The sequence below is a fragment of the Exiguobacterium acetylicum genome (assembly GCF_022170825.1).
GTDB classification, from domain to species: Bacteria; Bacillota; Bacilli; order Exiguobacteriales; family Exiguobacteriaceae; genus Exiguobacterium_A; species Exiguobacterium_A acetylicum_B.
This window is the reverse complement of the sequence record NZ_CP081878.1, coordinates 1,745,226-1,757,877: the sequence shown is the minus strand read 5'-3', so window position 1 is coordinate 1,757,877 and position 12,652 is coordinate 1,745,226. Positions and strand designations below refer to the sequence as shown.

The 12,652-nt window shown below is 43.9% G+C and carries 17 protein-coding genes; 8 read left to right on the top strand and 9 right to left on the bottom strand.

Annotation, left to right across the window (positions count from 1 at the left end; translation table 11 throughout):
* Positions 1-95 precede the first annotated feature (95 nt).
* Positions 96-827, top strand: a complete 732-nt coding sequence (locus K6T22_RS09320) for a DUF5694 domain-containing protein (protein WP_238236571.1) — start codon at positions 96-98, stop codon at positions 825-827.
* On the top strand, positions 828-1,424 hold the full coding sequence (locus K6T22_RS09315; protein WP_238236567.1) for a VOC family protein: 597 nt from the start codon (positions 828-830) through the stop codon (positions 1,422-1,424).
* On the opposite strand, the gene K6T22_RS09310 is transcribed toward K6T22_RS09315, so the two are convergent.
* Positions 1,406-2,329 (bottom strand): alcohol dehydrogenase catalytic domain-containing protein, encoded by a 924-nt coding sequence (locus K6T22_RS09310; protein ID WP_238236566.1) that lies wholly within the window; start codon positions 2,327-2,329, stop codon positions 1,406-1,408. The genes K6T22_RS09315 and K6T22_RS09310 overlap by 19 nt on opposite strands.
* Positions 2,330-2,454: 125 nt before the next feature.
* Here K6T22_RS09310 and K6T22_RS09305 point away from each other — a divergent pair, with 125 nt between their 5' ends.
* Genes K6T22_RS09305 through K6T22_RS09290 form a run of 4 tightly spaced genes read left to right on the top strand, consistent with a single transcriptional unit; the run spans position 2,455 to position 4,187 of the window.
* Positions 2,455-2,622 (top strand): hypothetical protein, encoded by a 168-nt coding sequence (locus K6T22_RS09305; protein WP_160315943.1) that lies wholly within the window; start codon positions 2,455-2,457, stop codon positions 2,620-2,622.
* A 12-nt stretch (positions 2,623-2,634) separates the two neighbouring features.
* Positions 2,635-3,045, top strand: a complete 411-nt coding sequence (locus tag K6T22_RS09300; protein ID WP_238236564.1) for an RDD family protein — start codon at positions 2,635-2,637, stop codon at positions 3,043-3,045.
* A complete protein-coding gene (locus tag K6T22_RS09295) occupies positions 3,035-3,757 on the top strand; it encodes an alpha/beta hydrolase (RefSeq protein WP_238236563.1) in 723 nt (240 codons plus the stop codon). The genes K6T22_RS09300 and K6T22_RS09295 overlap by 11 nt, the downstream gene beginning before the upstream one ends.
* Positions 3,729-4,187 carry an NUDIX hydrolase gene (locus K6T22_RS09290; protein WP_238236560.1) on the top strand — a complete coding sequence of 153 codons (459 nt, stop codon included), beginning with the start codon at positions 3,729-3,731 and terminating at the stop codon, positions 4,185-4,187. The genes K6T22_RS09295 and K6T22_RS09290 overlap by 29 nt, the downstream gene beginning before the upstream one ends.
* 55 nt (positions 4,188-4,242) lie before the next feature.
* On the opposite strand, the gene K6T22_RS09285 is transcribed toward K6T22_RS09290, so the two are convergent.
* Positions 4,243-4,992: an SDR family oxidoreductase gene (locus tag K6T22_RS09285; RefSeq protein ID WP_238240088.1), complete on the bottom strand. Its 750-nt coding sequence runs from the start codon at positions 4,990-4,992 to the stop codon at positions 4,243-4,245.
* A gap of 208 nt (positions 4,993-5,200) precedes the next feature.
* Here K6T22_RS09285 and K6T22_RS09280 point away from each other — a divergent pair, with 208 nt between their 5' ends.
* A complete protein-coding gene (locus tag K6T22_RS09280; protein ID WP_238236559.1) occupies positions 5,201-5,590 on the top strand; it encodes a thiol-disulfide oxidoreductase DCC family protein in 390 nt (129 codons plus the stop codon).
* Positions 5,591-5,632: 42 nt separating this feature from the next.
* Here the strand turns inward: K6T22_RS09280 and K6T22_RS09275 are convergent, their stop codons facing one another.
* The 7 genes from K6T22_RS09275 to K6T22_RS09245 form a co-directional block, all read right to left on the bottom strand.
* Complete coding sequence (locus K6T22_RS09275; RefSeq protein WP_238236553.1) at positions 5,633-6,748, bottom strand: DUF3238 domain-containing protein; 1,116 nt, start codon at positions 6,746-6,748, stop codon at positions 5,633-5,635.
* Between the two features lie 75 nt (positions 6,749-6,823).
* Entirely contained in the window at positions 6,824-7,117 is a 294-nt protein-coding gene (locus tag K6T22_RS09270; RefSeq protein WP_238236552.1) for a spore coat protein, read from the bottom strand.
* Positions 7,110-7,328: a spore coat protein gene (locus K6T22_RS09265; protein ID WP_238236547.1), complete on the bottom strand. Its 219-nt coding sequence runs from the start codon at positions 7,326-7,328 to the stop codon at positions 7,110-7,112. Before K6T22_RS09265 ends, K6T22_RS09270 begins: the two co-directional genes overlap by 8 nt.
* Positions 7,329-7,333: 5 nt before the next feature.
* Positions 7,334-8,215 (bottom strand): manganese catalase, encoded by an 882-nt coding sequence (locus K6T22_RS09260; protein ID WP_238236545.1) that lies wholly within the window; start codon positions 8,213-8,215, stop codon positions 7,334-7,336.
* 260 nt (positions 8,216-8,475) lie between these two features.
* Positions 8,476-9,027 carry a cysteine hydrolase family protein gene (locus tag K6T22_RS09255; protein WP_238236544.1) on the bottom strand — a complete coding sequence of 184 codons (552 nt, stop codon included), beginning with the start codon at positions 9,025-9,027 and terminating at the stop codon, positions 8,476-8,478.
* A 12-nt stretch (positions 9,028-9,039) separates the two neighbouring features.
* Entirely contained in the window at positions 9,040-9,345 is a 306-nt protein-coding gene (locus K6T22_RS09250) for a hypothetical protein (protein WP_238236543.1), read from the bottom strand.
* A complete protein-coding gene (locus K6T22_RS09245; protein WP_238236542.1) occupies positions 9,335-11,650 on the bottom strand; it encodes a HAMP domain-containing sensor histidine kinase in 2,316 nt (771 codons plus the stop codon). Before K6T22_RS09245 ends, K6T22_RS09250 begins: the two co-directional genes overlap by 11 nt.
* A 289-nt stretch (positions 11,651-11,939) precedes the next feature.
* Here K6T22_RS09245 and K6T22_RS09240 point away from each other — a divergent pair, with 289 nt between their 5' ends.
* Complete coding sequence (locus K6T22_RS09240; protein ID WP_238236540.1) at positions 11,940-12,341, top strand: RrF2 family transcriptional regulator; 402 nt, start codon at positions 11,940-11,942, stop codon at positions 12,339-12,341.
* Positions 12,342-12,652: the final 311 nt, after the last annotated feature.

The following is a 12,652-nucleotide window of genomic DNA, read 5'->3' as shown; positions in this document are numbered from 1 at the left end:
TTCTGTAACTTAAAATCGTTCGCCTAGATTCATAATATGTAATTGTCGCATTAATGGAAGAGGATAAGGTAAAATCAGGAAAAGGGGGAGTGTTGATGAAACCTCAGATTTTACTGATGGGCATGTTCCATCTTGATCGACCAGCAAATGGAGATATGATTCGTCCGACGATTTTTGATGTCACGTCAGAACGACGGCAACGTGAGATCAAACAAGTCATTGCCCGATTGAACACATTTCGACCAACATGCGTTGCCCTTGAGACGTCACCTGAACGGATGGGTGACGTGCAACATACATATGAAACGTATCAACACGAGAGCGATTTAACCGATAATGAACGGGAACAAATTGGTTTTCGTTTGGCACGAATGGCTGGACTAGCGCATCTACACGGGGTGGACTGGAATGAATCTGTTTCAGATGTCCCGAATTTAGGAGAGATTCGTGCGCTTCATCCGGAAGAGTTCGAGACGGTTATTGCTACTGAGACGAAGCGGACGCATCAGTTAGAACAAGCGATGGAGCAGTTATCATTTTCCGATTGGCTCGATCTATTGCACAATGAACAGACGATTACAGCATCGGCTACAGTCTATAAGGAAATCGAACGGCTGGAGAATGGGCGAATCTGGATCGATAACTATTGGCATGTTCGTAATCAAAAGATTGCTACTCGTCTATTACAACTCGCTCAGACGACCGAACGGATTGTCTGTCTGTACGGTGCGGCACACCTCCCATTATTACGACAGTACTTGAACGAATCAAACCAAGTCGAAGTGATGACGTGGAACGATTGGAACAACGAAAAGGAGTGTATATAAATGCTATTTCATTATCATATTTGGACACCACATTTGGAAGAAACAGAAGCCTGGTACACAGCACGCGGATTCCACGTTTCCCAGCGCATCGGGAAAAAAGATGGAGAATTCAATGCATTCAATCCGCCCTTGACATGGGACGACTTTCGAACAGATCACATCTTGTTTCGAATTATTGAAATGAAACGTGGAGCAGTCAACGTAACGATCGGATTCGGTAAGACGGTACGTTTTGATCATATCGGGTTTTTGATTCAGTCGGATGACTTGCAAGCGATTCTCGACCGCGCAGGAACGTTATCGTTCACGATCCAAGCGAACGAGCGTCGGACGTTCTTGCAGACGCCGTACGGATTACGGATTGAGCTGCAAACGCACGAAGATGCGATTGCGGATGCTGACGGAACGGAACTCGTGCGTCTCGTCCTATCGACGCCACGTGAAGGATTAGAGAAAGATTTAGCGAAGCTGTTCGACCGACCGATTCCGCAAATTCAAACCGTCCGCGGGGAGAAGACCGTCTTACAAGAAGCGGTCTTCTCTGGCGCGTCGCTAGTAGGGACGGATCCGAACGGCGTTCAGCATGTCTTGTCGTAATCGACGAACACTTTGATTGGTAGTTGCGTTGAGTGCATCAAGGAAGTGAAACAATTTGCGAGATTGCTAAACGTTGTCTCCTGTTCGAACAAATCAGGTAAGGTTGCGAGACGCTCGTCTGCAAAGAGCCAGTCTGCATGTTTGCGATAATCCCAACCATCACTAGAAGCAACAATTTGTAGTTCTTTTGCGTGAAAAGCGGGAGTTAACGTCAAGGCTTCCCGGTTGCCATCCGATAAGACACAGATCGTTCCATGAGGACGGACAGCGGACTGGAGCTCGGCAAAGGCGGCCTGTCGTCCGGAACATTCGATGGCGACGTCATACACATCTGAATTTGGTGTGACGACATATGCACCTAACTGGCGCGCAAATTCAGCGCGAGAAGCGAGTGGTTCAATGACATCAATCTGACGGACATTAAAGTAATGCCGTAAGTAGTGTACCGCTAGTAAACCGATCGTTCCCATTCCGGTCACGAGAACCCGTGAGTCTGGTGTTAATGTCAGTTTCCTTACGCCTTTTGCCGCGTCACAAGACAGGATCAGTAGTAAAGCTTCGCGTGCTGAAATATGGGAAGGAACAAGAATGATTTTCGAATCCGAAACGATTGCTTGATCCCTGTGACCATAAAAGCTGATGACACGATCACCTGGCTTGACGATTTGAACCGCGTCGCCAACAGCCATTACTTCGCCGTAACTCTCATAACCAGTCTCGAGCGGATAGTGATAGTCGGTTATCGTCATGTCTTGTTCAAGCCATTGCGGGAGCTCGGCGCCAATGCTGACGGCACCAGCAAGAGTGCGAATTTGAACGTCATGAATGCCGAGTGTCGGGAGTTCCCGAGTGAGATAACCAGGCGTTTTAGACGCGACGAGACAACAAATGGTTGTAGTCTTCAAAGTTAAAACCTCATTTCAATGTAAGATCGATTATGTATGGAACAAGCATATACTACTTTACTTGTAAAATATAACAATTTAAGAACGCATATCATGTAGAATAAGAGAGAAAAGGGGGGAATCAAATGGAGCCATTAGTGATCGTAGCATTGCTCGTATTCGCATTCTTAACGTTTCGGTATAGTAAAATTCTCGTTCGAAAGGATATCTCTGCCGCAAACAAACGACTCGCAATCGTCTTTTATTTGGTTGCTGTCAGTGCACTCGGCGCTGTCGTCTACTTCAACGTATAAGGAGGACCACTCATGCATTCAAGGACAAAACGACGAATTGGCGCATACATCATCAACCAAGCCGTCTATTTAGGACTTTCTGTCGTCATCGAAAAAACGGTCTTACGACGCGTGAAATCAGAAGTCATCCATGCCGTCGTGACACAACCGACGATTAGTTTTCTAGGAGAAATCGCACAATTAAAACTATTGAACGGAAAATCGATTGGTGGTCAGATCTGCGGTATTCAGGTCGAAGATAAGAACGGATTGCCGTTGACGACGAAACAAGTTGTCCGGCGAACGGTTTATCGTGACACGGTCTCATTATTTAAGATCCGACCGTACTGGAAACCTTTCCTCGAAGATGGTCAACGATTACCAGAAGATGACTTCGCACAGACGATCGTCCGCACGAAAGAAGAGAAAAGAAATGAAGCTTGATTTTCCTGTCCATATCGTCCGGGCTTCTCAACCAACGGGAGCAATCCTGCTTTACCACGGCTGGGGCGGTACAGCTGTTTCCTATCTGGCGTTTGCTAAGCAACTCGCTGACGAAGGATACGATGTCTTCGTTCCAGAACTCATTCGACACGACCAGCGGGAGCCGCTCGACAATCCATTTGAACCGGACGTTACGACGACCTATTTTTGGTCGGTCGTCGAGCAATCGATTACGGAAGCGACAGAAATCATCAAGCAGTCAGGTTGGAATGCTTCAGATGTGATCGTCATCGGTGTGTCGATGGGTGGCTTCATTGCGCATGGAATCTTGGCACGTTTCCCGACTAAAGCCCTCGTTGCGATCAATGGTGGTGGCGCTTATCTTGAAGCCGAACGTCAATTCCGAGAAAGAGACGGTCGACCGCCACTGCAAGGAGTGGCGCCATGGATGCTTGATCCGATTGATGTAATGGATCAGCGTCCGCGGTTGCTCCTACACGGAGATGCTGATGAGATCATTCCGTTATCAATTCAACAGACTTACTTTGAGTCAGCTATTCAAGCAGGTTTTCATCAAGCGACCGAATTACGTGTCTTTTCTGGAATCAATCACACCGTGTCGGACATGATGATCGATCAACTGATTGGCTGGCTAAAACAATTCAAACAGTTGGAGGCGACAGATGGACTACATTCGTTTTCTCCGCAGTAAGGTGGGTCAGGAAAAAGTGATGTTGAACTTTGCCGATGGTTTTGTCATCGACACGGAGGGGCGCATTCTTCTTCAAAAACGACGGGAGCAACAGGAGTGGGGCTTTCCCGGTGGAGCACTTGAACTAGGAGAATCGCTCGTAGAAGCTGCGCAGCGTGAGATTTTCGAAGAGACTGGTTTTCATGTCACGATCGAACGGTTAAGTGGTATCTATTCGAAGTATGAAGAAGTCTATCCAACCGGCGACGTCGCTCAACCGATCGTGCACTTTTTCGTTTGCCACATCAACGGTGGACAGCTGACGATTGATCCCGATGAATCACTAGACGTTGCTTTTTTTGAAAGAGACCAGATGCCAAAACTATATAGCGACTTGCATCAAACGGCTTGGAACGATTTTTTGTTAGAAACTGGACCCGTCTTTCGATAACGGAATGACCCCTGACCGAAGTGGTCAGGGGTCATTATTGTCTAGATCCTGATGTTCAGCGTTGAAAGCCACCTTCGGAATGAATGACCTGTCCAGTCACCCAACTACCGTCTGGACTGACGAGAAATTGAATCAATCGCGCGACATCTTCAGGAGCACCAATCCGTCCGAATGGAAAACTAGGTTTAAGCGCTGTCCGTGTTGCCTCATCCATCCAAGTCGAGTCAGTCGGACCCGGATTGACAGCATTAACGGTGATACCAAGCGGTGCCACGGCTGCGGCGTATGTTTTAGTAAAGGTTGATAAGGCACCTTTTGTCGTTGCGTAAGCAATCTCGTCTGGCATCGGACCGAGATCCTGACCGGACGTTAATTGAATGATGCGACCGGACGTCAGATTCGCCTCAACGAATCTATTCGTAAACCGTGTTGCAAGCAACAATGGAGCACGGAGATTGACCGCATAGTGTTGGTCGAGGCTTTTCGCGTCAAGTGTCTGCCAATCCGTCATCGTCGAATGGGCAGCGTTATTGATGAGAATACTTGGTGTTCCAAAGTCCTCTACTTGAGCGAATAATTCGTCAGCAGCATCTGCTTGACTTAAATCGAGCTCAAGCGCAAGAACGCGAGAACCTTGATTCTGAAGTTCAGTCGTAAAACTAGCCGGCCAATTGGCTGTTGCTTTAAAATAAGTAAAGACGAGATCGTGACCGGTCGCGGCGAGCTGACGGCAAATAGCGGCTCCGATATCGCGCGTCTGACTTGCTCCGGTTACGATGGCAATAGGTTGTGTCGTCATATGTATTCTCCTTTAAATAAAATGCATTTAAAACGCTAGCTGCGTTATTTTATCATCCAAATGTTTACAAAAACAGTATAGCGTAAGCGAGGTATGTAAAGAAAGCGTTATCAGCATTTAACATACTAATTAAGTGCATGTTTCAGCTGGAAGTGTGGTAAAGGGAAAGTGTACGAAACAATTCGCTATACAGATGAGGAAGGATGAATCAATCATGAAAGCAATTGTCTTATTCGATGGAGAATGCAACCTCTGCGACGCAAGCGTCCAGTTCATCTTAAAACGAGACCAAGGATACCATGATTTTGCTTCATTACAAGGAGAGACGGGACAAGAGCTGGTCCAGCGTCATCATCTCCCGGAATCCATCGACAGTGTCGTCGTAATTGACCGGGGTGTGCCTTATATCAAATCGGACGCAGCGTTACGGATTGCCCGTCATTTGCGGGGTGGATGGCGTCTGTTAAGTGTACTTCGCATTGTTCCACGTTCACTCCGCGATCGCGTCTATGATTTCGTTGCGAGCAATCGCCATCGTTGGTTTGGGCAAAAACAAGAGTGCGCACTCCCGTCTCCGGAGACACGTGCTCGATTTCATGACTAAATACGAAAAGCCGCGACGAATTGGTCGCGGCTTCCTTTTTGTTCATTGATTCGTCATATGCAGCCAGTGACAACTTGGCAACGGGTCACCAAGGAAACTTAAGCCTAAATCATGGGCTTGGTGGATGGTTTCGAAACAATCATCTCCTTCATCTAGGTACACTTCATGATGCGGTGATTGCAGATGCGTTCCTGCGATGCGCCAAAGATTTGATTGGTGTGTCACCGTTATTTCGTAGTCGATGTTTGGTGAGACGACGAGCGGATTACCGACAGAATGATGAAGCGTATATCGAGTAGATGATTGATCTGACAAGTAAATTTGTTGTGTCGAAGCGACATCTTCCCGATACAACTGATGACGAGCATCAAAAGAGCGGGTAGGATTTGCTTGTTTTGATAGCTGATGAGTCGTTTCACCAATACTTGTCAGGACTTCTGTAAAGGTACGATACTCTTTTGAAAAAGGTGAATATTGTCGCGCATCGCCTTCAAAATAACGATGCGGAGAAAACGGATTCGGGTTCACGAGAATCGGTGGAGCAATGAACGTTAGCACACGTAACCGAAAAGTAGAAAATTTCAGATGCGGAGTAGATGTCGGATACAAGGAAAAATAGAGCACAAATTGTTCAAATTCCCGTTCCCGGTCTTGTTCCTGTTTTATCTGATTCGTAACGCGCGCGAATGTCTCGATCATCCGTGCGAACGGCATCGATTTTCTTGAAATGGGACGGAGCACCCGGATTTCGAACCGCGTAAACTGTTCAGGTTCAATCGTTCCTTTCCATTCGGGTGTCGCAGTTTGACCTACTCGATGTCCATCTTGAAATACCGTATAATGCGCTACCTCTTGAATTTCACCCCATAACAGTCGGACAGCATGATCTTGCTGAATTAGGACAGTCATTTTTCGGTTCCAATACAAATCATCCGTACTTGAAACAAGAGCCGTGACGATACGTGTCTTCGAATCTGAATCGATCAGTTCGAACGACAGAGGCTCAAATAAAGGAAGTGTCTCCGTTTGATAGGTATTCGCGTTCTGAATGAAACAAGGTATACCATTTAAAAAGAGTCGGACGTTACTTGTTCCTGTCCAGGTGAGACAAACGGTTTCTCCATTTTGTTTGATTTGAATGTGATTGATGTTAATCATGGGACTGATCGCTCCTTACACGAATTATGAAAGAAAACCCCTTCCACTTCAGAATCAGAAGGGAAGGGGGGAATGTCATAGTAATCCTTTTGCGACTTCTAGTTTTTCTTGATCGTGTTTCAATTGCTTTTTAAGATCATGCGCGTGATACATCTCCTGATCGATCATGTATCCGGCGACCGCAGCGTGAGTCTGAATGGCTTTGTTCAGTTGTTCAGTCAAGACTTTCCGCACATCAGGAGAAGCCGTTTCTGTAATCGCGACAGCATAAGCGCGGACGAGTGATTTACTGCTGATCAAGAAGTCTGTCGCAATCAATTCGTCTCGTTTTTTACTCGGACGGCTAATCGATTGAAGAGCTTCATTCATGAGAACCGCCTCCTTCATGATCTGCCAATAGTTTTTGTAAATCGTTTAAGGCTTTTTCGCTATCTTTGATATCTTGAGCAATCAATTTTTCAAGCGTATCATCTTTGACGAAGGAACGAACGGCAACTGCTTTAACGAGACAGGCTTGTTTCATCGTCATGATTTCATGAATTTCGAGTGTTTCATGAATTGCAAGCGGTGATTTAGCCATCAGTTTCACTCCTTATCATGTAACATTCGTTTGACCGTATCTTTGACGTTTTGCATTCCTGTTTTTTCAGCTAGGTCGTGATGCAGATGATGTGCCGGTACCTTCATGTTCGGAACCTTTCCTTGCGGTGCGGGATTTTCTAAATGAATGAATTCACCGCTGCCATCTTGCGCGTCCCCTTGAGCCCAGCGACCTTCTCTGGAAGCTGTACCTTCCGATAGGTCCCAGAACTCATAAGCATGAGGTTGCGCTTCCATCTCATCTTCTGGTGCAAATGTAGCCGGAACGACGACGCCATTTTTCGTCTCGAGCTCTTCGATTGCAGCCATCCATTGGTACTGGTGATACCGGTCGCGAGCGAGCATCTTTCGGAAGGTAGCACGAACGCCTTCATCCGTCGTCATATGATACAGACGGGCGACTTGAAGTCGACCTTGTGACTCAGCGTGTAAATTTGAACGCATATCTGCTAACAAGTTACCACTCGCGACGATATAGGATCCATTCCACGGAATGCCGTTTGAGTTTGATGGCAACCCGCCAAGACCGCTAACTAAAAGATGCTGTGGATTCATACCCCCGAGAATTGCTGCCGTCGCTGGATCTTTGGCAGCTTCTGCCTGATCATCCGGTGACGCCCCGTCGAGCAATTGAGAAATGAGGGAACATAGCATTTCAACGTGTCCGATTTCTTCCGTCCCGATATCCATCAGCATGTCCTTGTACTTTTCTTCACCTCGACAATTGAAGCCTTGGAAAAGATATTGCATCATGACCGTCATCTCACCGAATTGTCCACCGAGTACCTCTTGCACGGCCCGAGCAAGTTTTGGATCGGGTCGATCAACCTTGACTTCGAATTGTAATTCCTTTTGATGGCGAAACATGAAAAGAACCCCCTTTAAGTTTTAAACATATGCAACTTACACATGTTATATACCTTATTCGGTTTCTTTCAAACCTGTTTCTTTTTGATCGATATCTAGAAGTGAATGCTTAAGTGAGGGAATGGTCTTTAGGCTCACCGCTCCATACTTTCTGAACTGTAAAACAGATCGAAGCGTTCAAGAATTCGCTGAGGATCAATAGCGTGAATAAAATGGAAAAGTCATTACGGTATCTCATACGTATCGGAGACGCAACATCGTTATACCTCGTTCATTAACTTTGAACTCTCAGCGCAATCAAGAGACAATGTAGAACTGAGAATTTCCAAGGCATGATCTTTTGCAATAGCGGTTTCTGCTGCCGTACAGTCTGACGGAACATGAATAGAATATTCCCGCATGTAGGCGTCGTTTGCCGTGAATAAAATACACATATCCGTCGTTAGGCCAGTGATGATAAGTCGTGAGACATCTAAATGCTTTAGTAAAATATCAAGTTGCGTGCCGAAAAAGCCTGAATGTTTTGGCTTGATGATGAAGTAATCATCCTCTTCTGGATGTAAGGCTTCGATGAGTATGTCTCCGAGACCACCACGGCATTCATCAATGATTTGATTTACATTCTCCTGCCAGAGACCGAAATTGTCGTTAACATAAATAACTGGAATATTTAGACGTTTGCAGTGGTGTTTCAATCCCGAGAGTGGGGCGAGGACAGGGAGTGTCTGTTGCAATAACTGATTAGCTCCTTCAAAATCCATCTTGTTGATGACATCAATGATCAACAGTGCCGTATTTTCTTGAACAGTCATGACGGACTCCTTTCATAAAAAGGTGACTAAATAATGATAAGGCGAGTAGAGTTGTGCTTTAGAAATAAAAATCTCAGAAGGGGAAGCCGACTCGCGCGCTCCCCGTACATCAATCAAACAACGATATATATGAGATTCCAGTTCTGCGATGAAATCTGGATATTGATACAAGGCATCCTCCATCCGTCTTCGACGGTGATCTTCCATCAAAATGATACAGGGATTGGTTTCTTTTAGGGTCAATGCACTAAAGACAGTTCGTTGGTGCTTAAAATCTTGATTTAAACAGCGAACGATTTGATTTAAATCAGCTTCCACGCTCTTCACTTCCTATTTGCAGATTATCCATATCGTTTTTATACATGTTATTGGTTGTGTTCCACTCTTCATCACGAGGTAAACGGATAAAAAAGTCAGACCCTCTTCCAATTTCTGAATGAACGGTGATACGTCCCCCATGTGCTTCGATAATTTCTTTACAAATCGGTAATCCCAGACCTGTTCCTTGAACTTGGATGTGATCAGCATGTTCGACACGGTAATAGGGATCAAACAGATAGGGAAGGTCATGTTTTGGAATACCATATCCGTTATCACTGATTGTAATGACGATTTCAGATTCACAACATGCTAACGAGACTTGGATGTTCGAATCTTCGGGAGAGTATTTTATGGCGTTGTTTAGGATATTCAACAAGACTCTCCGAATTTTTTCTGGATCAGCCGTGATTGTACAAGAACCATCCGTTCGGATTTGTAAGTGATGTGTCGAAGTCGTGATGTCAAGCCACTCCGTTAATTCAATTAGCATGCGTTCGATACAAAATGATTCTAACTGGTATGTTTCTTTTTGATGACTTAGTCGCTGATAATCGAGAAATTCTGTTAACAGTTGACTGAGCCGTTGCGTTTCACTTCGCATTGTCTCTAAATATTTTCGCTGTTTTGAAGGAGATAACGTTCGGTGTAACATTAGTTCACTGAATCCTTCAATGGACGCAAGCGGTGTTCGTAGCTCATGTGATAAAACTGAAATGAAATTTTGCTCTTTTTTTGCATGATTGACTTCGACAGTGCGTTCACGAAAAACAAATAAAATACCTTGACGTTCTGGCAAAAATTCCGTGTAAAGTCGCAGATGACGATCGTCTGACATTGAAAAATCCTGAGCGGGAACGACTGATGCGTTCTCAAAGCTCACTTTGATTTGTTCGACATATGCATATAATGCTTCTGTTTCGAGAATCAACGGTTCAAAAGTTTCGATGACAAATTCTAGGTTTTCTGATTGTTTTTCAGAAGGAGACCAATTAGGGAACAGCTGGTGAAACATTCGATTCGTGAAGATATCCGTATTTGAGACATCGACAAACAGAATAGCTTCTCGAAGACCATTTAAGATGCGCTGAATCAATTGGTGATTGTCTGTAATTCGGATATCATCAAGCAAACGCATCAATCCGATATTCAGTAAATGTGTCGTTTTTTGAAGTGCAATTGCATCCGTGAATCGATGGTGAAATTGTAACGTCAACGTGCCAATGAATGCTGATGGACTGTGTAAGGGGAGAGCGCACAGCGTCAACTGTTCCGTCTCGATCAAATGAATTGATGGATCAAGCTCGATCTTTGCTTCTAATTCTATCCGGTCTTGGTTGTATGTTGGTTCATTCGATAGTGCGATATGAACGGGTTCAAAACCTTCCGACTGCGGTGAAAAATAGATATGTGCTGCCCGAAAATGACTTCCAATCGCTTGTAACCAGGTGTGTAGACCTGTCGTTGATTGATGGCGTAGAATTTGTGTAGCTAACTGGTTTTGAAATTGAAGTTGCCGCTCGATAGTCTTTTGTTGATGTAGTGCCTCTTGGAGTTTTGAATTAGCAGTTTGCGTTTGCTGATGCTCAAATGCGAGCAACGTCGTCATTTGCTGCATCGATTTCCCAAGAGTTCCAATTTCGTCATGACGGGTCTGAAAGTCATTATGCTCCAACCGATCAGGTTGTTTCGTTTGTTCGACGAGGTTGAGTAAATCTATTCGAAAAGAACGCACAAGCCGTAAAATCAAATAACTGAGAAGAAAAAAAGCGATGATCATCACACCAAAGGCATAGCGTAACACTTCGACTGTTCTTTGTTGCAGGGACTGTTGTGCTGTTTTTTCTTCATTATGAATCATTCGAAAGTAGTCATTGACGACAGAGTCAGATTGTCGAACTAGCTTTTGATTATCCGTAAGTATTTGTAATGTGAGTTCCTGATCTAAAAATCTTGAAAATTGGACAAGTAGATTTGTAAAACGTTCATCTGATGAATCCGAATAACGCTGGCTAAATGTTAGAACATGTTTTTGTAATTGCGTCAACCGTTGATTGACTTGTTTAAGAGCATCTTGATCATTAAAATCGATTTGTTGAACTTGAAGATTGACTTGTTGTGCTTCATTCCAAAGCGTACGAGCCTGTGTTTTTTGAAGTGTGATCTTCTGTGATGAAGTTCTGTGTTGATCAAGTTCTTTTTGAGCGAAGTAAAATGTTAAGACGCCGATACTTGCAAATATCAAGAAATTTGAAAGCAATAGGATATAAAAACGATTGAATATACTTGATGACAGCCACTTCATGACTAGACCTCTCTCTAAAAAGATATAAAACAAATATTAAATACTCATGTTTAAAAGAATTTTATCATAATACATTAAAAAAGCAGCATACTTGTTTTAATGATTAAAAATATCATTTTGCCTCTTTCCGAAAAAATCCCTAGATTTTGACACTTAATATACTTTAAGATAAACGATATACATATGTGCAAAGTCACTCTTAAACACTTTAAACCACACTACTGATTGTGAAAATGAGTGAGCTTCTGTACTATGTCTATATAAAGGAAAGAAAAAGAAGGTGAAATGGATGAAGATGACTCGCTCTACGGACTATGCCATTCGTGTGCTTATTTTCGCAGCGTCGCATCCGACACGGCTCGTACAAATTCAGGAAGTGGCAACCCATTATGATATTTCTAAAAATCATTTGATGAAGATTGTCCATTCATTGAGCAAGTTTGGTCTCATCATTTCTGTACAGGGTCGTAATGGTGGATTCAAATTAGCGAAATCCCCAGAGATGATTACCTTAGGAGAAATCGTTCATTTATTTGAAGAAGTATCCTATCTTGAAAATGTGACAGTTCCAAATAAAAATGGTAGTTTGCAAAACACACGACAAGCGTTCGATCAAGCATTTATGTCCTTTACGGACGCCTTGCAGGCTTACACGTTACAAGACTTAATTGCGCCAACGATGAACGACTGATGAGGGGAGTCAGAGAGGGATAGATGATCTCTGGCTCTTTATCCGTGTACATATTTTTAACATGCACATTTTTATCATATGATCCTATTAAATATGATTAAAACTAGTATCTTTTATGTTACTATAAACAAGATTCGGACGCTATTCGAATCTTAATTTTGAAACAAAAACATGTACACTTTGTACTTGTTTTCGTGGTATAACTTTACAGAAGGGAGGGATAGTTCATCTCACCAGCTTGTTTTTTATACAGGACTCTTTTTTTGTCCATTCACATAAAGGATTAAAGGCATTCGTCCGTTGATCCATGT